The 19,926-nt window shown below is 41.5% G+C and carries 24 protein-coding genes and 2 pseudogenes; 3 read left to right on the top strand and 23 right to left on the bottom strand.

Features of this window, described 5'->3' with window-relative positions; genetic code table 11:
* Positions 1-45 precede the first annotated feature (45 nt).
* The 11 genes and pseudogenes from H539_RS0119585 to H539_RS30995 all read right to left on the bottom strand — a co-directional run.
* Entirely contained in the window at positions 46-828 is a 783-nt protein-coding gene (locus tag H539_RS0119585) for a M15 family metallopeptidase (protein ID WP_026694929.1), read from the bottom strand.
* Positions 829-993: 165 nt separating this feature from the next.
* Positions 994-1,698 carry a purine-nucleoside phosphorylase gene (deoD, locus tag H539_RS0119580; RefSeq protein ID WP_026694928.1) on the bottom strand — a complete coding sequence of 235 codons (705 nt, stop codon included), beginning with the start codon at positions 1,696-1,698 and terminating at the stop codon, positions 994-996.
* Positions 1,699-1,981: 283 nt separating this feature from the next.
* Positions 1,982-2,290 carry a hypothetical protein gene (locus tag H539_RS0119570; protein ID WP_026694927.1) on the bottom strand — a complete coding sequence of 103 codons (309 nt, stop codon included), beginning with the start codon at positions 2,288-2,290 and terminating at the stop codon, positions 1,982-1,984.
* A gap of 167 nt (positions 2,291-2,457) precedes the next feature.
* On the bottom strand, positions 2,458-3,225 hold the full coding sequence (locus H539_RS0119565) for a sporulation protein (protein WP_026694926.1): 768 nt from the start codon (positions 3,223-3,225) through the stop codon (positions 2,458-2,460).
* Entirely contained in the window at positions 3,209-4,042 is an 834-nt protein-coding gene (locus H539_RS0119560) for a serine/threonine protein kinase (RefSeq protein WP_026694925.1), read from the bottom strand. Before H539_RS0119560 ends, H539_RS0119565 begins: the two co-directional genes overlap by 17 nt.
* Positions 4,043-4,046: 4 nt before the next feature.
* Positions 4,047-4,217 (bottom strand): hypothetical protein, encoded by a 171-nt coding sequence (locus H539_RS32455; protein ID WP_169816039.1) that lies wholly within the window; start codon positions 4,215-4,217, stop codon positions 4,047-4,049.
* Between the two features lie 200 nt (positions 4,218-4,417).
* Complete coding sequence (locus tag H539_RS31000; protein ID WP_081415957.1) at positions 4,418-4,585, bottom strand: YozD family protein; 168 nt, start codon at positions 4,583-4,585, stop codon at positions 4,418-4,420.
* Between the two features lie 85 nt (positions 4,586-4,670).
* Entirely contained in the window at positions 4,671-5,363 is a 693-nt protein-coding gene (locus tag H539_RS0119545) for a hypothetical protein (RefSeq protein WP_035323368.1), read from the bottom strand.
* Between the two features lie 512 nt (positions 5,364-5,875).
* A complete protein-coding gene (locus H539_RS0119535; RefSeq protein ID WP_026694922.1) occupies positions 5,876-6,094 on the bottom strand; it encodes a YozE family protein in 219 nt (72 codons plus the stop codon).
* Positions 6,095-6,201: 107 nt separating this feature from the next.
* A pseudogene (locus H539_RS29110) lies at positions 6,202-7,029 on the bottom strand (hypothetical protein).
* Positions 7,030-7,190: 161 nt separating this feature from the next.
* Positions 7,191-7,280, bottom strand: a pseudogene (locus H539_RS30995) (YjcZ family sporulation protein); the annotation flags it as partial.
* Between the two features lie 302 nt (positions 7,281-7,582).
* On the opposite strand from H539_RS30995, the gene H539_RS29105 reads away from it, so the two are divergent.
* Positions 7,583-8,698 carry an SGNH/GDSL hydrolase family protein gene (locus tag H539_RS29105; protein ID WP_051348683.1) on the top strand — a complete coding sequence of 372 codons (1,116 nt, stop codon included), beginning with the start codon at positions 7,583-7,585 and terminating at the stop codon, positions 8,696-8,698.
* A gap of 161 nt (positions 8,699-8,859) precedes the next feature.
* Here the strand turns inward: H539_RS29105 and H539_RS0119510 are convergent, their stop codons facing one another.
* The 4 genes from H539_RS0119510 to rsgA all read right to left on the bottom strand — a co-directional run bounded on the left by H539_RS0119510 (position 8,860) and on the right by rsgA (position 11,658).
* Positions 8,860-9,360, bottom strand: a complete 501-nt coding sequence (locus tag H539_RS0119510) for a PTS sugar transporter subunit IIA (RefSeq protein WP_026694919.1) — start codon at positions 9,358-9,360, stop codon at positions 8,860-8,862.
* A gap of 79 nt (positions 9,361-9,439) precedes the next feature.
* Positions 9,440-9,880, bottom strand: a complete 441-nt coding sequence (msrB, locus tag H539_RS0119505) for a peptide-methionine (R)-S-oxide reductase MsrB (protein WP_026694918.1) — start codon at positions 9,878-9,880, stop codon at positions 9,440-9,442.
* Entirely contained in the window at positions 9,877-10,401 is a 525-nt protein-coding gene (msrA, locus tag H539_RS0119500; RefSeq protein WP_026694917.1) for a peptide-methionine (S)-S-oxide reductase MsrA, read from the bottom strand. Before msrA ends, msrB begins: the two co-directional genes overlap by 4 nt.
* 198 nt (positions 10,402-10,599) lie before the next feature.
* Complete coding sequence (gene rsgA, locus H539_RS0119495) at positions 10,600-11,658, bottom strand: ribosome small subunit-dependent GTPase A (RefSeq protein ID WP_035323364.1); 1,059 nt, start codon at positions 11,656-11,658, stop codon at positions 10,600-10,602.
* Between the two features lie 401 nt (positions 11,659-12,059).
* On the opposite strand from rsgA, the gene H539_RS0119490 reads away from it, so the two are divergent.
* Positions 12,060-12,803: a DUF4397 domain-containing protein gene (locus H539_RS0119490; RefSeq protein ID WP_245602221.1), complete on the top strand. Its 744-nt coding sequence runs from the start codon at positions 12,060-12,062 to the stop codon at positions 12,801-12,803.
* Between the two features lie 55 nt (positions 12,804-12,858).
* Here the strand turns inward: H539_RS0119490 and H539_RS0119485 are convergent, their stop codons facing one another.
* From H539_RS0119485 to H539_RS0119475, 3 genes are all read right to left on the bottom strand, one after another.
* Positions 12,859-13,452 carry a YpmS family protein gene (locus H539_RS0119485; RefSeq protein WP_026694914.1) on the bottom strand — a complete coding sequence of 198 codons (594 nt, stop codon included), beginning with the start codon at positions 13,450-13,452 and terminating at the stop codon, positions 12,859-12,861.
* A gap of 25 nt (positions 13,453-13,477) precedes the next feature.
* Complete coding sequence (locus H539_RS29100; protein ID WP_051348682.1) at positions 13,478-14,263, bottom strand: GDSL-type esterase/lipase family protein; 786 nt, start codon at positions 14,261-14,263, stop codon at positions 13,478-13,480.
* 87 nt (positions 14,264-14,350) lie between these two features.
* Positions 14,351-14,938, bottom strand: a complete 588-nt coding sequence (locus tag H539_RS0119475) for an SCO family protein (RefSeq protein ID WP_026694913.1) — start codon at positions 14,936-14,938, stop codon at positions 14,351-14,353.
* A gap of 156 nt (positions 14,939-15,094) precedes the next feature.
* Between H539_RS0119475 and H539_RS29095 the strand changes: the two genes are divergently transcribed.
* Positions 15,095-15,589 carry a PCYCGC motif-containing (lipo)protein gene (locus tag H539_RS29095; protein WP_051348681.1) on the top strand — a complete coding sequence of 165 codons (495 nt, stop codon included), beginning with the start codon at positions 15,095-15,097 and terminating at the stop codon, positions 15,587-15,589.
* 63 nt (positions 15,590-15,652) lie between these two features.
* On the opposite strand, the gene H539_RS0119465 is transcribed toward H539_RS29095, so the two are convergent.
* The 5 genes from H539_RS0119465 to ilvA all read right to left on the bottom strand — a co-directional run bounded on the left by H539_RS0119465 (position 15,653) and on the right by ilvA (position 19,515).
* Positions 15,653-16,495: a DegV family protein gene (locus H539_RS0119465; protein WP_026694912.1), complete on the bottom strand. Its 843-nt coding sequence runs from the start codon at positions 16,493-16,495 to the stop codon at positions 15,653-15,655.
* Positions 16,496-16,657: 162 nt separating this feature from the next.
* On the bottom strand, positions 16,658-16,909 hold the full coding sequence (locus tag H539_RS0119460; protein ID WP_026694911.1) for a DUF2535 family protein: 252 nt from the start codon (positions 16,907-16,909) through the stop codon (positions 16,658-16,660).
* Between the two features lie 115 nt (positions 16,910-17,024).
* The gene (tatC, locus tag H539_RS0119455) at positions 17,025-17,756 is read right to left on the bottom strand and encodes a twin-arginine translocase subunit TatC (protein WP_026694910.1); all 732 of its coding nucleotides are present in this window, start codon (positions 17,754-17,756) and stop codon (positions 17,025-17,027) included.
* A 166-nt stretch (positions 17,757-17,922) separates the two neighbouring features.
* A complete protein-coding gene (locus tag H539_RS0119450) occupies positions 17,923-18,114 on the bottom strand; it encodes a twin-arginine translocase TatA/TatE family subunit (RefSeq protein ID WP_026694909.1) in 192 nt (63 codons plus the stop codon).
* A gap of 132 nt (positions 18,115-18,246) precedes the next feature.
* Positions 18,247-19,515, bottom strand: a complete 1,269-nt coding sequence (gene ilvA, locus H539_RS0119445) for a threonine ammonia-lyase IlvA (protein ID WP_026694908.1) — start codon at positions 19,513-19,515, stop codon at positions 18,247-18,249.
* Between the last annotated feature and the right edge of the window lie 411 nt (positions 19,516-19,926).

Here is a 19,926-nt window from a genome sequence, read left to right as displayed (position 1 = left end):
CACAAGTATAGTTTCCATGCACTGCTTGTCTTATTGTATCAATAATTATATTTTCTTGACTACTTTGAAGAATTCTTCCAATGTGTATCCTTTATCATGGATGATTTTCGCTGTTTTTTTGCCGACATATCTATAATGCCATGGCTCATATTCATACCCTGTAATTCCTTCTTTCCCCTTTGGATACCTCATGATAAATCCATAAAGATGAGCATGATCGGCAAGCCATTTTCCTTCGGGCTTTTCTTTAAATGTCTGCTCAAGGAGAAGATTCGCACTTTTACTCGAAATATCCATGGATAATCCAGTCTGGTGCTCGCTGGTACCGGGAACTGCTACTGCCTGCTCAGCCTGCTGTTTTCCTACCTGTTCAATCTCAGCATTCAAGAGAGCTACCTGACGGTCATAGGATCGATACCCCGAAACTGCGTATAATTCTATCCCATCTGCTTCTGCAGCCTGGAACATATTCTCAAGAGCCGTTGCCGCAGCGTCACGCATCAATGCTTTTTCTTCATTGGAGTCTCCAAAAGAAAAATTCACATTTGGCCTTCTGAGATCTTTTGGAGCATAACCGGCTGGCAGCAAGACGTTTTTGTTAACCAAAACCAAAAGGTTTTCCGGGTTTTGTATGACTTCCCTGCCATCCTCCTTCTTAATGGTGTTAAAGGATGATGCCGGAAGGGTAAGGCTGTCCTCAGCTTTTTTTGGCTTTTTGTTTTCTGTCTGGCCGTGTTGTTTTTGCCCGCTTTTATTATCATCTCCAAATTGGCATCCTCCCAAAAAAAGAAGAGAAGATAAAGAAAAAGCTGCTAGTTTTTTGTTCATAAGATAGGAACACCTTTCAAATTTCATTGCAATACTATTCATTTTAACACTTACAGCAAAAATGGAAACACTAAAAATGATTCTAACTCCGTCAAACCATAAAAAATATCCTGTACAAAGAAATACCCTGCCAGAAGGCAGGGATTTCTATTACTCTGATTTCTATTACTTTATAGCTGCTTCCAATGCTATTTCAATCATGTCATTGAAAGTCGTCTGACGTTCTTCTGCTGTCGTTTCTTCACCAGTGATGATATGGTCGCTGACCGTCAGCACCGACAGCGCTTTTCTTCCGAACTTGGCCGCCAGTGTATACAGCGCAGCAGACTCCATTTCAATTGCAAGGATATTAAACTTCGCAAATTTTTCAAGCTGAGGATTCTCTGAATAAAAGAGATCAGCGGTGAACACATTTCCTGCTTTAATAGCCAGGCCTTTTTCCACTCCAAGATCATAGGCATTTTTAAGCAGATTGAAATCAGCAGTTGGTGCATAATCGATGCTTCCTCCGAAAATGCTTCTTCCAATAGTTGAATCTGTAGATGCGCTCATGGCCAGAATGACATCGCGCACATTCACATCCTGCTGAATTGCACCGCAGGTTCCAACCCTGATCAGATTCTGGACATTATAGCTCTGCATCAGCTCTGTAATGTAAATAGAGATGGACGGGACGCCCATTCCAGTTCCCTGTACGGAAATCCTTTTTCCTTTGTAGGTTCCTGTGTATCCGAACATATTTCTTACTTCATTATATAATTTCGGATTTTCTAAAAAGGTTTCAGCAATATATTTCGCACGAAGCGGATCGCCAGGCAGCAATACCGTTTCCGCTATTTCATTTTCTTTAGCTCCAATATGTATGCTCATGTAATTTTTCCTCCTGTACTTAAAGGTCTGACGTCTGATATATTATAGCATAATTCAGCCCCAAGTCGAAAACGTTTACTTAATTTTTTCCAAAATTTCCGTTTTAAACGCAGCAGGCTGATTTCCGTTCCGCTTGATATAATATGTACAGATATTCCAATCCCATACAAACACCATGACAAAAACAAAAAGGCTGTTTACACACATGTTTAAATCATGCAATTGTTCCAGGAAAGTCACCTAGAAAAGAAGGCAATAAAAAAACCGCTCTCAGGCGGCACAGTCAACTGACTTGTATGTTCTGGATTTTTGCCCAGCCTCCAGATTGCAGCTTATAATAATATTTCCCACGCAGGCCGTCATCTATTAATAAAATATCTCCTGTAAATATATAGCGTGCTTTAAAATCTTTCGGCAGACTGTCGAGCACATTAAACATGGAAAAAACCTTATCCAGCACTTCCTTATGCGTAGCCCCGCTCAGCCCGAGTTGGTAAACCTGCTGATACCCCTTGTTTTCTCCTGAAAATGGCGTCTGAAAAATGGTTACGTCATACTGTTTTCGTCTACTGACTAATTGCAGCCATCTCATTCTTTCCAGCCCCTTTGTCCATTTATTTACTTAATAATTTACATAGATGCCTGCTAAATTCCTTCCTCGAAAAATAGCTAGTTTTGTCGTCTTGTGGAGTATAGAATATCGGCAAATAAATAAAAGCTTGAAGCGGGCATCCAGCCGCTTCAAGCTTTTTCTTTCTACTATATATGCCTGCGGATCATCTGCTCCATTTTTTGTGTCATACTGGCTATATCGTTTCTTGTGATGACCATATGAAGCTTTGTTTCATCCATATCCATAGCTTCTGCAAACAGACCCGAGAGACCCCTGGCTTTCCGGTCGATTTCCATAATAACGGTCGCATGATCCTCATTTACGGAAACAAAACATAGTTCCACTTCATCAAGAGCCCTATAAAAAGGACCTTTTGTCGGAATAAATTCAAATTCCTGTAAAAAAGGAGCCTGATGACGGTGATTTTTAACCGCCTCACAATCTGCTTTATGAAGCCTAAAACCAAGCTCGGTCAAGGAAAGGAGGCACGAGTGGACCAATTCCCCCGGGATCACATCAATATAATCTTCATCTGATGGATCGGCTGCATTCCTTATATCCAGCTGAGTCGATACCCACACTTTTGTACGGCCATAGGTCAATGGAGTTTCATAGGGAAGAATGAATGAAAAGTTGATGTTTTTTATTTCACCAGGTTCAACAATAAAAGGCTCGTTCAATTCCTTTTGATACAAAACCGCCTTGTGTGTGTATGTTTTATCATCAATCTCCTTGTTATAACTGGTGTTTAGAGTAAGATAAATTTCTTCTACTTTTTGCTGTACGGATCCTCCCCTGGTTTCAATGATTCCGTCCACTTTCCCGCCAGGCTGGAAGTGCTCAGCAGACAGTCTTGTATCCACCTTTGCGCTTCCAATTCCTACACTTGCCAATATTTTATTGAATATGGCCATAACGCTTCCCCCTTAAAAAAACACAGTGCTTCTCTACACAGACTGCTGCATCCGCCGCTGAAGGAAATGGAGGAGCGCCAAGCAGCAGCCTCTTAATAATTTTCTTAGAGTCTGGCTCAATGGAAAGCTCCGATTCCCATCCCCGCCCAGCCGATTTCGATGCTTCAAATCCTGAATATAATAAAAATAAAAGAAGATGCCCGATTCCATATAAATCACTTAAATGATTTTTAAATAGTTTGGGATGGGCATCTCCAGTTTCCGGATCAGGAGAAATTTCAGTACCAAGCCCAAAATCAAGCAGGTTGATTTCTGTCTCATCCAGCAATACGTTGGGAATCCTGATATCCCTATGTACAAACCCTTGTTTATGCAGGGCTTCAGCCAGCCTTAGAACCTTGCAGGTGATGAGAAAAGCTTCTTCTTCAGAAAATTTTCTGTTCTCCTCAAACAATAAGTCTTCTAATGAAGTCCCTCTCTTTTGTTCCATTCCAATAAAGGGCAGTCCTGCAGCTTCTCCCTTTATCACAAAATGCGGAAAAGAAGGATGATTGATCGATTGAAGAATCCTTTGCTCTGCGGCAAACGCATCCCAGGCTTCCCTTGATCTCCACTTCCGTTTTCTCAGCCTTTTCACTACCAGAAGTTTCTTGGTCCTTTCATTCTGCACGAGGTAAGCCCTGCCAAAACTCCCTGTTCCTAAAATGGATTGAACGGAGAGAGAATAATTCCTCCTAAGACCTTCAATGAACTTTTTTTCCCACATGCGTTCAGGAAGAAAAGACAGAAGCAGCTTGGATCTATGAATTGGCTGCACTGAATTAGCTGCTGAAGAAGCTGTGAGAACTGGAGTGTTTTTTACTTTTATAATGCTTATAACCGTAGCTGCTCTCTTTTTTGTAGGAATGCTTATGCTTCCACTTATCGCTCGATGAAAAATGGTGATGACTTTTCCTGCCGCCTAATAAGTGTTTCAACAACTTTTTTATCAAAAGAATTCCTCCTTATACCTCTAATACGAATCATTCTTTACTAGGTTTCACATATTTTCAATTCAATCATCTTCCATTCATCCAGGCATAAAGAAACGACGGAATCCCGCCGTTAGTTTTTCCATATCATTTTATTCCAGCACTACTGTACGAAAGATCCAGCATCAGCCAGGAGTATGCCTTTTCACATAAAGGGCGTTTCATTCTATCTCTTCATCAATTATCGATTTTTCAATAAGGTATTCAAATGTGATATCAGCCAGTTCCTCAAGCTCTTCTTGAGAAGGAACAAATCCTCTTTTCACCAGCTCCTGAAAAAAGAACTCTGCGATCTCTTCCGTATCGATAAACACTTCAATTTCACGCATTTGAACCGCCCCCCTTGTTTAAGATGTATGACAGGAAACCTATTTTATTCCAAAAATTTAAACAAGCTTAAAGGATTCCCGTCCTCTATGCTTTCTTATATAATTCATCGGCAACTGCCTGTATTTTCTTTAGGACAAGCTGCATGACCAGTTTATATTCTTCATCCTGAAAAGCATCATATAGGGACCGGTAGTCGTTATAAAGATCCAGAAGCCCGTCAATCAAAAGAACCTTCTCCTTTTTCCAATCGAGCCATTCCTTTTCTGTCTTCTTGGGAACTGCCTTTTTGGTCAGTTCAACTTTTTTCATCTTGTTAGAAATCGGATATAAAAATCCAAATTTTTGAATATAGGTATCTGCTGTTTCATAATCTGCAATCAGATTCAATTCATCTTCATGGGCCTCCAGCCATTCACCATCCGTAACTTTTGAAAGCTCGTAAATGACATCCTCCCACGCATTTTCCTTGTATCTCCATATTTCTGTCCTAAAGCCGATCACCTTAAACAAATCTGTACCATATCCCTCCACTTGCACTAAATCCCCAAAAAAATATTTATAAACGATATCAATCTGTTCGGATTCTGTAACAATTTCCCCCTGATAGGACGTGATATGTTCAAGAGAGGATTCCAGGTACAGACCTTCACTATGGTTAACCTCGTAGACATACGCACCATCCATCAGTTTTAAATCTGTTATTTTGCCAACAGTTCCGTAAATATTGATTACAACGGTGTCGCCAATCTTAAATTTAGGTTTTTTATCTTTAGCCATTGATTGAGCCATCCTCTCGGGAGACAGATCATTGTGATGTATTACAGTATTATATGCAGGTATTTGAAGCTGGTTATAGGTCTTTTTTTCAGCATTCCAAAAGAGATTTGGATGGCGAGCAGCAAAAAAACGGAAAGTTTCCGGTTAGATGCAGAATGGAGTTTATTTCGGGGATATAAGGGAGAAGTCTTGGGGCTATACCAAGCGAAATCTCTCACTTTCAAGTTTTTCGAGTCAATAGGCGGAATTTTACAGCTCGGGAGATTATCCTATCTGCGCGTGGACCCTCTTGATAGCAGATGAAAAAATTTGCAGCTTTGATCGACCAAGCTACTGTAAATCACAGAAGGTTCATCATATAAATGATGTCAATGGCTCTCGATGCATAAGAAAAAGACGTATGCCCGTTCATACGTCAATCCTTGTGTCTGTTATAAGGAAGAATCCGAATATGGGACCCTTTGATGGCATCTTCGTACTCCTCTTTGATTAAAGAGATCATTGGCCCTTGATCAGCTTTCGTCCTGAAGATAAAGATCCCAGGCCTGGTCAAAGATGGCCATATTGTTTAGATATTGGACATTCATTTCAAGATAAGTGCTTATTTCGTGGTAGTCCGCTGATTGCTTTGGAAAGCCATGATCCTTGTATGCCGCATTCGCAAAAGAGGTGATTTCATCCAGGTCTTTAGGCTGTCTGTATCTCATTAAGTAATGGTAAAAAGATTTCATACACATTCCCCTTGCTGATTAAATGTATTATTACTATAAACCAACCATATTGAGACGTCTAGCAGGGAATGTCCGCTCCAGTTATTCAGGGGAATTTCCTTTAAATCTTATGATTTCCCTTTTTCTTCTGTCACATTTTTTTGCTGGGCCAAAAATTTCTTTTCCTTCAGCTGGTCCCTTTTCTCCCTTTTATCTTTTAGTGTGGTATGTTCGGGATTGCTTTCGTAGGTTTTTCTCCGCCGGTTTCGATCAAGGCCTTCCGGAATGAGACTCCGGTTCTGGATAGAAGGTAATCACGCCTTCAAAGTTTCTGAGAACCGTCTTCTTTGGACTTTGAGACACTATATAGTTCGGCTGCAGCGATATCTTCCCGCCACCGCCCGGGGCATCGACTACAAAGGTCGGTACCGGATAACCGCTTGTATGCCCGCGGAGGCCTTCAATGATCTCGATCCCTTTAGAGACAGGGGCCCTGAAATGGCTGATTCCTTCCGATAGGTCACACTGATATATATAATAGGGCCGCACTCTGATCTTCACGAGATCATGCATCAGCTTCTTCATGATGGGGACGCTGTCATTGATTCTGGAACAGGTGAGTCCTCATCCTCATGCAGCGGATCCTCCATATCGTATTTCGTTTTAAAGATTTCTTTCGAAACGGGTACAGACTGCATGCGGATGGGACATCTGGGATCATCGGGATCCATTAATGATGCATAATAGGGAGTAATATTTAGAGGGATGGTTTTAGTGGAAATCATGACACCTTCAGCCTCATCACTTGTCAAATTTACGACCTTTTGTAAATCACCCAGGGTCCTGACGGTATTGGTCAACTGCCAGACCCAATTGTTCCACTGTTCATCTGTGACATCCTTCCAGAGCTCTATGTCCTTCCAGTTCCTTTTAGGCTTATGCAGGTTAAAATTCACTCCTCCTGCTTCCCCCTTGCATTTAGGCTAATGTCTATTCTTGCTTTTTAGCATTTGCAGGCAGCAAGCAGAATGCGCTTTATATGTAGGCCTGCTGAAATGAATTTCACAGCATGCCAAAGGCTGCCGTGAATAGGCAGCCTTAGTTTATTCGGTCGATATTAATAGGCTCCAGCGAAAGAAGCTCCTATGATAATCAATAGAATGAATAGTACTACAATTAATGCAAAGCCTCCGGCATATCCGCCGCCGCCATAACCGTAACCGCCATATCCGTATCCGCAACCCCAATACATTCCATTCAGCTCCTTCTTCAATCTAATTTCTATTTACATTGTTACAATATGTAGGGAGTTCTGAGACTGTATGTGCATACGCCCAGTTGAAGCAATTTTCTAAGAGAAAGATTCTATTTCCAACGGATAATATTCCCATTTCATTTTTGTTAAATTTCGTTTAAATTTACCTTTTAACTTGATGACAAAAGGTATAGTATAAGGTTTATATAAAAGACGCTTGCATCATGGACCATTTTATATGTGGAGGAACATCATTGAAAATTAGACCCTTACAATTGATTTTAATTATCACCCTAACTCTTTCCTTCCTGTCTCTCAGCTTCGCCTTTTTAAAACCCTCCTACGGAAATGAAAAAAACCTTTCTCTTTATGAAAAGATTGCAAAAAAAGAGGACCTTCATTATTTGGTGGTTGGAGACAGCATTGGGCGCGGCTCAGGTGCTTCGGCATGGAGGGACAGATGGTTCAGCCAGCTGGAAGCTTTGATGCTGAAAAAAAACGGTGTCAGAATGCATGGGGAATATCTTGTGCAAAGCGGGGCGACATCATTTGAAGGAATTTATAAATTGCAGCATGCTCCAGTCCAAAATAATATAGATCTTGCCTTTATTGTTTTTGGTGAAAATGATCGCAAATATATGGATGATTCTGATTTCAGCCCTCTATATGAATCACTTTTAAGGCAGATTAAAGCCCGGTATCCCTCTGCAGAAGTGATCACGATCACGGAAAGCAGCTTGAGGTTCCCAAAATTCGCAGAGCAAATCCGAAAGATTTCGTCTCATTATCATGCCTCAAACGTTGACATGAGGCCCGTATTTAGAGATACCGGTCTCGCCGACAGCGAATTAACAAGAGATGGGGTCCATCCTAATAACCAGGGATATACATTATATGCCGATGCTTTATACAAACAAATTATAAAAAATAAACAGGACGCTAAATCTATTTCCGAACTGGCAGATCCGATAAACACTGAGACAGCCTTACATGTAAAGGAAAAACAGGAGTTTTACGCTCGCAAAGGCTTTAGAGAGCAAAACGGATACTTAACTTCCATTCATAAAAATGACTGGATCGATTTTCGATTCAAAGGCCCTGTTGCAGGGGTCAATCTTCTCCGTTCCCCCGACGGCGGTAAAATGAATGTCTTTGTGGACGGAAAATGGGTGACAGAAATAAGCACATGGTGGCCGTTCCCAAAAGAAAGGCAGTTATTTATATCCAACAGCCTGGATTCGAAGGAACACACGATCCGATTTCAGTCTGCCGGTACAAAAAGCTGGCATAACACAGGACACTCCTCTGTTATCCGCATAAAATCACTTCTTTACGGTACGGAAGGCGGAAATACTGCGATCCAAAAATGAATGAAACAGCGGTTGGACTTCATACAACGATGACATCGGTTGTATGAAGTTTTTTTAGCTTAAAGGGCAGGCAATGTTTGATGCAGATCGGCCAGTCAGACTGTCTGCTTTAAATAGAAAAAGCGTCCGGACTGATGCATCCCGAACGCCTTTATATTTCACTATTTGCTCTTTAAAGTAAAAAGGACCGTTTCGCCCTGAACAGCCTGGTGTTCAGAGGTTTTTGCCAATTCCCCAAAGAGTTCGCCATTTGTTACAATGATAGGTGTTACTGTACTCTTTGCTTTTTCTTTAATTAAATTCAAATCAAACGTAATCAGCTTTTGTCCTTTTTTCACTTTGTCTCCCGCCTTAATAAAGGACTCAAAGCCTTCTCCGTTCATTGAAACAGTCTCCAGTCCAATATGGATAAGAAGCTCGGCACCAGAGGCTGTTTTCAGGCCCACCGCATGCTTTGTAGGGAAAACCTGAAGAATTTCTGCATCCACAGGGGCTGCTACTACTCCTTCCGCAGGTTCGATGGCAATTCCGTCACCCATCATTTTTTCTGAGAATACTGGATCTGGAACCTGTTCCAGGGAAACGATTTTCCCCGTAGTGGGAGATGCAAAAGTCTCCTCTTTATTGGTTTCTTCCTTTTTCCCAAAAAGCTTCTTAAACACACATACCAACTCCAATGACTTAATGATTCGTTCTTTCCCAAGGCTATCTGATGATTTTTAGTATAAGTGGATGGATCAATTATTGACCTTTATCAAAATAACTTAGATACGAGCCATATCCTTCTTTTTCAAGGTCCTTTACCGGGATAAATTTTATAGCTGCCGAGTTTATGCAGTATCTCAAACCGGATGGTCCAGGTCCGTCATTAAAGACATGGCCAAGATGAGAATCTGCACTCTTGCTTCTCACTTCAATCCGATGCATTCCATAACTGTGATCTTCTAGTTCCTTCACTTCTTCATCTTTAACAGGTTTGGTAAAACTCGGCCATCCGCAGGCGGAATCAAACTTGTCCTTTGAGGAAAATAAAGGTTCTCCGGATACAATGTCTACATACAGCCCCTCTTCCCGATGATTCCAATATTCATTCTGGAATGGCGGTTCTGTGCCGCTGTTTTGTGTCACATGATACTGCATGGGACTTAACTTTTTTTTCAAATCTTCCTGGTTCTTGTTCATCGCTGATTCCCCCAATTGTTTTCAATAAAAGCTGCCCGTCCTGACCCAATCCGGTATTGATTGTAATGCAGTGGTTGTTTTTTATAATAATCCTGATGATAGGTTTCAGCTGGATAAAACTCTTTAGCTTCCAGTATTTCCGTTACAATTGGTTTCTTAAATCGCCCGGAAGCTGCCAATCTTTCCTTGGATTCCTCAGCCAGCTTCTTTTGTTCAGGACTGTGATAAAAAATAGCCGTCTTGTAGGAATAGCCTCTATCATGAAACTGGCCTCCCGGGTCGGTTGGGTCGATCTGCATCCAGAAGATATCGAGCAGTTTTTGATAAGAATAAACCTCTGGATCAAATTCAATCTGCACGGCTTCATAATGCCCTGTTGTATCCGAACAAACCTGTTCATAGGTAGGATTCTTTGTATGCCCGCCGGTATAACCGGAAATGACGGAGTGAATTCCAGGCTGTTCATCAAAAGGGTGGACCATGCACCAGAAGCATCCGCCCGCAAATGTTGCTTTTTCCATCGTGTTTCACCTTGCTTTCTTCTATTATACTGGAAGGATATAAATCCCCATTTATAGTCTGGCTTAAGCAATGAATATCCTTGCTTCTGTGTTATGTAGTATTTTCCCCTTGGATAGAATTTTAAAGCCTTTTTTTTGCTTCGTAAATGTTTCTGCTCAGGAACTGGAAAAAGGCAGCTGGGCCGCCTTTTCCTTTTGTTACTTTTTAAAGCTTTTCGCCTCTTTTGCAATCTTTTTATGCTTGTTTTTTTCCTGTGCTTTCTTGGCTTTATGATTCTTCCGGGTCAAATATTCCTGCTCCCTCTGCAGCTTATGATAATTTGCCAGTCTTTCCTTCTCTAGGCTGCCATTCCGGATCGCTTCAAGAACGGCACAGTCCGGTTCATGCTTGTGTGCACAATCATTATAAAAGCAGCTATGTGACAGATCTTCGATATCCCTGAAGCTTTCGCTGAATCCCTTATCAGACTCCCATAGTCCAAATTCCCTCATTCCAGGTATATCAATGATATACGCCCCATTCTTTAAGGCAAAAAGCTCGCGGTGCGTGGTCGTATGTTTGCCTTTTCCGTCGTCGGCGCGGATATCGCTGACCTCCTGTATCTGATCCCCCAGGAGTAAATTAATTAACGTGGATTTTCCTACACCGGAGGAGCCGGCAAATACTCCTGTCATGCCTTCTTTAAGGTAATCGAACACCTGCATATACCCGCTGCTCTGTAGGGCGCTGGTTATGATGACCGGAACCCCCATACAGGCAGAATTTAATTGCTCAAGCCTGTGTGGCAGGTCGCCGCACAAATCCGATTTATTCAGTATGATTACGGGAGTTGCCCCGCTTTCCCAAACAGAAATGAGATATCGTTCAATCCGCCTAATATTAAAATCCTGATTCAGCGAAAGCACGATGAATATATAGTCGATGTTTACTGCAATCAGCTGCTGATTGGGCTCTGTCCCTGCACTCAGCCTGGAGAATTTACTTTTTCTTGGAAGAACTCCATGAATGGTTCCCCTGTCATTCTCGGGCCGGATGCTTATAGCCGTCCAGTCCCCTACTGCAGGATAGTCCTCCTCACTCAAACAATTAAATTTTAATTTGCCAGACATCTCACAAAGAATAACACCTTCTTGACAGGCAATCCGGTATACATGATTATATTGCGCTACTATTCTTCCTGGTTTATATGAACTGTAGACATCCAGCAGTTCATTTTTTGCACTTTCGTGAAGGCTTTTTAGTATATGGTTGTTCATGTTAATTCCTCCTGATATCCAAATAAAAATCCATGGGCCTTTGCAGCCCATGGATACGGTTAATCAGGATAAGGACATAACTCCAGAATTCAACAGTAAGATGGGCTGCCATATGAACGATTAGGTGATGGAACCAAAGTGCAGTTCGCCATAAAACATCCCGCCTTTCTAAAATATCAAAATATTCATACTTTAATTATATACAAGTGCAGAAAAAAAGCAACCATTTTAAGGCACACGCCTACACATGGATGCATACCTTAATCTAGCGAGTACTCCTATTTTCGGAACCTTTGTTTTCCGGCCAGCGGTTCCAGCTTCCTTCTGTTATAGGTGGATCCGGTCAGCTTTTTATTACATGTAATGGTTTTAGAGGAGTTTTCATGAGAGGAGAGATTATATTGGCCAAAAGAGATGCAGAACATTACTTTGAGAAGGCAGAAAGGTATGATCAGCTTGCCCAGTATTATAAATATTTAAATCCTGGCTTGCATGTTGAATACTATAATAAGCATTTACGCTATCTGCATAAAGCCGTACAGGCGGATACTCCCATACAGAGAGAACAGCCGGCGAGGGTGAGAATCATTCATGCTTCACCTGATGCATCAGCCGTTGATATTTATATTAACGGCGTACGCGCTTTAAGGGACGTGTCGTACAAACAGGCAAGCAGCTATCTGCCGCTCCCTGAAGGCAGGTATCAAATCGATATATATCCGGCAGGTACGATGGTATCCACTCTGATCAGCAGGAAAGTAACGGTTGAGGGCGGAAAGTTTTACACCCTTGCAGCCATCGGTCCGGCCTCTCACTTACGGCTTATGCCGATCCTGGATAATCCCTTTGTTCCCCACGGGGAAACAAAAATCAGGTTTGCCCACTTTTCTCCAGATGCACCCGCGGTAGATATCGCAGTGAAAAATGGTGAAGTGATTTTTCCAAATGTATCATTCAGAAGGATTACGGATTATATTCAGTTAACACCTATGACAGTCGACCTGGAAGTAAGGGCAGCCGGAACAAACACAGTTGTACTTTCCCTGCCGAATGTGCGGCTGAATCCGAATACAGCCTATACTGCGATTGCTATTGGACTCGCTGAGGGCAAACCTGGCCTGGAAGCGATCATATTAAGTCCTTAACTAAAAAAAGGGCTGGAGCAAAAGGCATAAAACTCCTCATCACCCAGCCCTTCTTTTATGATTTTCTGCCATCCGGAGGGATGGTGAGCCTGAAAATGATATCATCGTTCTTCAGGTCGAACTTTTTTGCTTTCACCTCAATATTGCTTTTTAAATCCATGTTTTGGAGGGATACATAAATCAATTTTTCATCAGGCTGGATGACCACCCATTCAGGTGTCTTATAATAACTGCTTACCATGCTTAAAACATAGGCAACTGGAAGCTTCATGCTTCCGACCGATACCGATTTTTGCTGAAGAAGAAGGTCCCCATTCTTCAGGGCTTTTGGCTTGAAAGTCATTTTCAGCTCAAGATCTCTGCCGAATACCGGCACAGTCCCATATAGCTCCACATCCTGTTTCAGCTCCACATCATAGCTTATCCCGCCTCTTAGTCCTTCTTGATCCAGATAGCGGTTGATAAGGACATTCAGGTCCTTTTTGTTTGTATGAATGGTGAATCCTGCATCATCCCCAGCAGAAGGCTTCTGGATATAGCGTTCATTGCCATTCGGTTTATATATAAGGATCATCAGGATCAGTACAATAAGAATGTTTAATCCTAATAAGGAAAAAAATAAAATCTTCCATTTATTTTTAATCTTCATGGCCCCTCCCATCCATTCAGCCTATTCACCAGCCTGGCGTTGACAGGGTATGTTCCCTGATTGACTGGTAAACTCTTTCTCCAATATACTTATACCCTTTATCATTGGGATGAAAATGATCATTTTGATAAAGAAGCTCTTCTCCAGTGTTTTTCATAAAAATATCATTAATGGGAATATAATAACTTTTTTCAAACTCCCTGACACCGCTCCTGGTTGCCTCATTCCATTCTTCAACAATCATGTCCAGTTCCTTGACAGAACCGCTCCACTTCATAAACGGATTATAAATTCCGAGCACATAGATATCCGCATGAATATTGGCGGCTCTTATTTTAGATAAAATCTGTGATAACCTGAATACATATTCTTTCCTTTCTCTTTCAAACATCTGCAGTTTGAGATTGGATAAATTTTTTTTTAAGATTTTCATGATATCATTGCCGCCGATGGTCAAAATGACAACATCCGCTGACCTTAATTCATGCCTGAACGACTGCTGGCTGATCTGCTGCAGAAGCTGGTCTGACCTAGAGCCTGTTATCCCATGGTTCACAATTTCTGTATGGATGGAATCTGCTTCGATACGCTCTTTTACATATGGGATATAGCCGCCTTCTTTCGAAGTGGATCCTACTCCTCTTGTAAGAGAATCTCCTGCTGCTATGATATGTAAAATTTGCGGTACGGGTCCTGCAGGAGAATTCTTTGCTGGATGGGGGCTTTTTTGAATTTCTGAGCCGGGAAAAAACATAAACCATGAGCTTATATACAAGATGCCAAGAATTAGATAGGTTACTGTTTTTTTCACAGTCTCACCTGCCTTTAGAATTATTTTATTATGCTGCGAACAAAATAATTCAATCCTTTGCCTTTACGTTTATTTGACCCTGCACTTTTATTGATTCCGTACAATTTTTATATCTTCTATGAGTTTTTTGAGTGGAAATCCAGTATTTCCTTTATACATTTGAATCACTTTCCCATTTTGATTAACAAGGGCAAATTCTGTCCCATGAATCACCTGATCCTGATTTTCAGGCTTTTTAACTAATGTGTGGAAGCTCTCCACAGAGAACTTTTCAATAAAGCTTTGTGAATACCCGGTCAGAAAATGCCAGCTGGAATAATCAGCCTCAAATTTACTGCCATACTCTTTCATGATAGATGGCTTGTCTATTTCCGGATCTATACTAAAGGAAACGAGCTCGACATCCTTTAGACCTTCCTTCTTTAATTCTTTTTGGAGCTTGGCCATATTGGCCGTCATGGGAGGACAAACTGTTGTACAGTTCGTAAAAATGAAGTCTGCCACCCAGACCTTTCCTTTTAGATTTTTGTTTGTAAACGGCTCATTTTCTTGATTAACTGCCTTGAACTCCTTTACCTGCCAGTTAAGGGCATTCGGCACTTCCTTTGGGGAGCATGCTGCAAGGAATAGAATTACCGTAAAAATGGCTGCAGCTCCTATATGTATTCTTTTCATGAAGTCCACCCTTCCTACATTATCTATTCAATTCTAGCAAATAGTGACAAGTGTTGAAACAAATGTCACTGAATTTTCAATAAATCCTAAGTCACTCCTTTGTAATAGTAAAGCTTTTTTTAGATAAAGATAAGAAAAAACGCAAGGGTGATTATAATGAGAAAATGGTTACTTGCCATTACTGCCGCTGCTGCTCAATGCTTTTCTGCCAGTGCAGCGGCAGTATCGTCGCCTCCCATGGATAAAAGCTGTCCCTTCCATCATCAGGAGCATCCACGGGAAGTCAGGGAACAAACTCAGTCTGCTGAAATCCTGCCTCATTTTCTTGACACTGTCGCCCCGCATATCAGAGAAATCTATAGGATGGCCGCCAAAAATTCTGCTTTGCTGAAATATATCGCCTGCTATTGCGGGTGCGGGGAGAAAGATCATCATATAGATACCCTCAGCTGTTTTATTTTCAAGGAAAAGCCGGATGGCAGTATCATCTGGGACAAACATGCTGCAGAATGCGGAATCTGTCTGGATACCGCCAAGACAGCTGTCATAAACTACCAATCAGGAAAATCTATTAAAGAAGTGCGAAGGATCATCGATGAACGGTATCAAAAAGGATTTAAAAAACCGACTCCGACTCCGCTGCCTGACTGAGTTTTTATGTAGGTTTTGCAAAAAAAAGCGGCTGCTTAGACAGCAGCCTCAGAATCTTCATTCCTAATCAAAATAATACATTAAGGCCATTGCCCCTGGACCTGTATGGGTACTGATAATTGGAGTTGTCTCATCAATCGTTATTTCGGCAAAGCCTGTCTCCTTTACGATTGATTCCTTTAATTTCAGAGATAGATCAAGAGACCCGGCATGGGCAATTCCCACACCTCGGATCTTGAACTTGAGGAAATCTTCAGAAAATTTATGAATTAAAAAATTTATCACCTGGCTGTGGCTTCTTGCTTTTTTCAAAGGATGAAGAGCCCCATCTTCAAAGGATGCGATCGGCTTTATGTGAAGGAAAGAGCCAATCAAAAAATTTGCCCGGCCAATTCTGCCGCCCTTCACAAGATTTTCAAGAGTATCCACCATGATCAAAAGTCTAGTATTGGCTTTGATTATCTGCAGCCTTTCGATAATTTCGGAAGCCCCGTACCCTTGCCTGGCCATCTCGGCCGCCTCGATGACTTGAAACGAAAGGGCTTTTGAGGTAAATCCTGAATCAAAGACCCTTACATTCAGACCCGCCATCTTGGCAGCGCTTGCAGCAGAGTGCACAGTTCCGCTCAATTCACCAGCCAAGTGGATGGATAGAATCTCACTGCCATCCTTTCCGAGTTCCTCAAACCTCTTCATAAAAGTACCAGCTGGAGGCTGCGAGCTTTTTGGAAGTTCAGATGAAAGCTTCATCTTTTCGAGAAACTGGGAAGGAGTAATGTCCACTCTATCTATAAAATCCTCACCATCAATGGAGATGGTTAAAGGAACCACGTCAATTTGATATTTTCTAATAATTTCTTTTGATAGGTCCACTGTCGAATCTGTAACAATTTTAACTTTGTTCAAATTATCACTTCCCTTGTTAATAAAAAGCTCAGTGATAATTATACCTGCTGCCTGCAGTGAATTAAACCTTTTCCTCATTAGTAAGTTTATATTTTACTATAATATGTCCAAATTAAGAACATCGTTGGAATCAAGAAAAAAGGATCCTCATGGGATCCTTTTTTAAGCGTTATTTTTCAATTGATCTTTTTGGAAAATCTTTTCATATAGGGGCCATTTCAATTCTTTTTTCAAATGTTCCCGAAAGGAATAGATTCTGCTCAGTTTTTTTTCGTGATAAACGGCCTTCATGTACATATTCAGACGTGCTGAAATCATAAAGTGAAAGGTATTATCTTCCTCCAATACAGGGATATCCACAATTTTTACCTTCTGTCCAATATCATTTTTGAACTCCAGGCTTTTGAATAGCAAAATATCAATCCTCTTTTTCAACCGTTTGACTATATTATACACGATTTTTCAAGTCTAATCATGTCAAAATATGCTAGGATGCAAGATAAATTTTCCCCTTGAAACAGCCTTACATTTAGAATGCATTTTCAGCCTGAATCTTTCTCTGCCTTTTCTTATAAACAATTTTTGATAAGGAAATACTGATTTCATACAGCAGCAGTAGCGGAATCGATACCAGGATATCTGATGTAATCTCTGGCGGAGTGATAACAACCGCAACAACGACAAGGACAAAATAAGCATATTTTCTAATTTTAGTCAGCACATATGGGTTGATGATCCCGATGGAGGTTAAGAACATGACCACTACAGGCAGTTCAAAAAGCAATCCAAACGGCACCGTCATATGCAGGATAAATTTAAAAAAATTTTCTGCGGTAAAGGTAGTGGTGACCATATTATCCGTGATATCCATTAAAAAATTATAAACCATAGGAAAAATGATAAAATACCCAAAACAGAGTCCAGCAATGAACAATAAGAAAAGGGCAGGAATATAGTTCAGTGTAATCCTTCTTTCCCGTTCTGTTAATGCAGGACGGACAAAAAGCCAGATTTCAAAGGCCAGGACCGGTATGGTTCCAGCGATCGCAAGCACCCCCGCCAGCGACATATAGATCCATATCATGTCACTTGGACCCAGCACCGTCAATTTAAAATCAAGATCTCTCACAAACCAGCTATAAATATCCTTAACATAAATAAAACCAATAATGAAAAATAGGAGGAAGGCAAAGGCAACCATAATAATGCGCCTTCTAAGCTCCCCTAAATGTTCAAATACATGCTGCTCTTTATCCTGCATTTTTGCCTGTCACGCCTTTCACCTGGTTGGATGGGATGCTCAACTGCAAAAAGGTGTAAGATGATCCAATCATCCCACACCTCGGAGGCTTTTAAGAACAAAGCCAAGACTCATACACTATGAATGCTGTTACACATGCATTGAGCCTGAAAGAAAGAAATGGAAATTACTTTTGGAGGTTTGATTCTTTCTTTATTTCATCCACAGCATCACTGGTAAGCTCACGTGTTGATTTTTTGAATTCCCTTAAAGAATCACCCAGTGCACGCCCGATTTCAGGAAGCTTTTTAGGGCCAAATATAATCAAGGCAAGAACCAGTATCAGCAATAGTCCAGGTACACCAATATTAGAAAACACGATAACATCCCCTTCTAAGTAACCGCTTTATTTTTTTACCCCATATGCAGGACTTCCCGGTAATATACCCGAAAAGCTCCTGCAGCGTCCGTGCTTCCTTCATTGTACCTGATATATGGAAGATATATCAATCTAAATCAGCAGGTTGAATAGATTACTATCTTTATTGATTTCTGTATAAGGAAAACCCTTCCTGTTTAATTTTTCAAGGAGGCCCTCATAGTCCTCTCTTGCTTTAAGCTCAATGCCTACCAGGGCAGGCCCGCTCTCCTTATTGTTCTTTTTTGTATATTCAAAGCGTGTGATGTCATCATTAGGACCAAGTACCTCATCCAGAAATTCCCTCAGCGCCCCTGCCCTCTGCGGAAAATTCACTATGAAATAATGAAGGAGGCCTTCATACAGCAAGGATCTTTCTTTTATTTCCTGCATGCGGCCGATATCATTATTTCCCCCGCTGATGATACATACCACATTTGCCCCTTTAATTTGGTCCCGGTAAAAATCAAGGGCGGCAATCGAAAGCGCGCCAGCCGGCTCAGCAACAATCGCATGCTCGTTATACAGCTCTAAGATGGCAGAGCAGATCTTCCCTTCCGGAACCGCAACAATGTCCTCTACATTCTGGCGCGCAATCTGATAGGTCTTTTCTCCAGAACATTTGACTGCGGCTCCATCGACAAAGGTATCGATGCTTTCAAGAGTCACCGGATGCCCGTGGTGAAAAGCAGCCTTCATGGAAGCAGCCCCCTCAGGCTCGACGCCGATGCATTTGACAGAAGGAAGAATGCTCTTCATATATGTACTGATGCCCGCCATTAGTCCTCCGCCGCCAATTCCGGCAAAAATAAAATCGATTCCTTCTTCACAATCATTCAATATTTCAACTGCAATGGTTCCCTGTCCTGCCATTACCTTCTCATCGTCAAAGGGATGAATGAATGTCCTTCCTTCTTCTTTTGCACATTGAACCGCTTTTTCAAACGAATCATCAAATGTATCTCCACCAAGGATGATCTCCACATCCTCTTTTCCAAACATGGACACCTGATTGACTTTTTGCCGCGGCGTAGTGGCCGGCATGTAGATTTTCCCCTTCACGCCAAGCTGTCTGCAGGCATAAGCCACTCCCTGTGCATGATTCCCTGCGCTCGCACAGACTACCCCATTTTCCAATTCCTCACGAGACAATGATTTCATATGGTAGAAGGCACCCCGGAGTTTAAATGAACGCACATGCTGCAGATCTTCCCTTTTTAAATAGACGTTGCATCCGTATTTCTCTGATAGCCGGTCATTTCTTTGCAGCGGTGTATGCACAACGATATCTTTTAAATTCTGGTGGGCAATCAGGATATCCTCTACTTGCAGGAATCTCTTTTTTTCAGCAGTCTGGTTCATGAATTTCTCCTCTTTTCCTTACTTTTTATTGCTTTAAAATATTATAGTTTCATTAATCCGTAAATTATAACATGCACAGAGGATAAATCAACGAATTTATCTAAAAATTTAAACAATTTGATTAAGAAAATAATAGAAAAGCTGAACCTTGAATATAATAACGATAAAATCCCGTGAGGAATTTCAGAGTTTTTCGGACAAGATTAGAAACGCGGACTTCTTTGGAGCTTCATACCACTTCGGGACTGTTGTTCCTGCTTGGGGAATAAGCCGGTACGGAGCTGCTTCCGGGCCCGACTACTTTCCCCGCTTTGGGGCTCAACCTGTCCGAAGGCGCACCAGGTTCCGACTGCTTTCCCTGCTCAGGGGCTCAACCTGTCCGAAGGTGCACCAGGTTCGGACTGCTTTTCC

This window comes from Peribacillus kribbensis DSM 17871 (genome assembly GCF_000430765.1).
Lineage (GTDB): Bacteria > Bacillota > Bacilli > Bacillales > DSM-1321 > Paraperibacillus > Paraperibacillus kribbensis.
This window is presented reverse-complemented; position numbering and strand designations above follow the sequence as displayed.

Excerpts from the sequence above, each read along its gene's own strand:
- H539_RS0119485 (WP_026694914.1), bottom strand. The coding sequence starts at position 13,452 with ATGAAGATTAAAAATAAATGGAAGATTTTATTTTTTTCCTTATTAGGA.
- H539_RS0119570 (WP_026694927.1), bottom strand. The coding sequence starts at position 2,290 with ATGAGATGGCTGCAATTAGTCAGTAGACGAAAACAGTATGACGTAACC.
- msrA (WP_026694917.1), bottom strand. The coding sequence starts at position 10,401 with ATGGAAAAAGCAACATTTGCGGGCGGATGCTTCTGGTGCATGGTCCAC.
- H539_RS0119565 (WP_026694926.1), bottom strand. The coding sequence starts at position 3,225 with ATGGCCATATTCAATAAAATATTGGCAAGTGTAGGAATTGGAAGCGCA.
- H539_RS0119475 (WP_026694913.1), bottom strand. The coding sequence starts at position 14,938 with ATGAAAAGAATACATATAGGAGCTGCAGCCATTTTTACGGTAATTCTA.
- ilvA (WP_026694908.1), bottom strand. The coding sequence starts at position 19,515 with ATGAACCAGACTGCTGAAAAAAAGAGATTCCTGCAAGTAGAGGATATC.
- H539_RS29095 (WP_051348681.1), top strand. The coding sequence starts at position 15,095 with ATGAGAAAATGGTTACTTGCCATTACTGCCGCTGCTGCTCAATGCTTT.
- H539_RS0119545 (WP_035323368.1), bottom strand. The coding sequence starts at position 5,363 with ATGGCTAAAGATAAAAAACCTAAATTTAAGATTGGCGACACCGTTGTA.
- rsgA (WP_035323364.1), bottom strand. The coding sequence starts at position 11,658 with ATGAACAACCATATACTAAAAAGCCTTCACGAAAGTGCAAAAAATGAA.
- tatC (WP_026694910.1), bottom strand. The coding sequence starts at position 17,756 with ATGCAGGATAAAGAGCAGCATGTATTTGAACATTTAGGGGAGCTTAGA.
- msrB (WP_026694918.1), bottom strand. The coding sequence starts at position 9,880 with ATGAACAAGAACCAGGAAGATTTGAAAAAAAAGTTAAGTCCCATGCAG.
- H539_RS0119535 (WP_026694922.1), bottom strand. The coding sequence starts at position 6,094 with ATGAAATCTTTTTACCATTACTTAATGAGATACAGACAGCCTAAAGAC.
- H539_RS31000 (WP_081415957.1), bottom strand. The coding sequence starts at position 4,585 with ATGCGTGAAATTGAAGTGTTTATCGATACGGAAGAGATCGCAGAGTTC.
- H539_RS0119585 (WP_026694929.1), bottom strand. The coding sequence starts at position 828 with ATGAACAAAAAACTAGCAGCTTTTTCTTTATCTTCTCTTCTTTTTTTG.
- deoD (WP_026694928.1), bottom strand. The coding sequence starts at position 1,698 with ATGAGCATACATATTGGAGCTAAAGAAAATGAAATAGCGGAAACGGTA.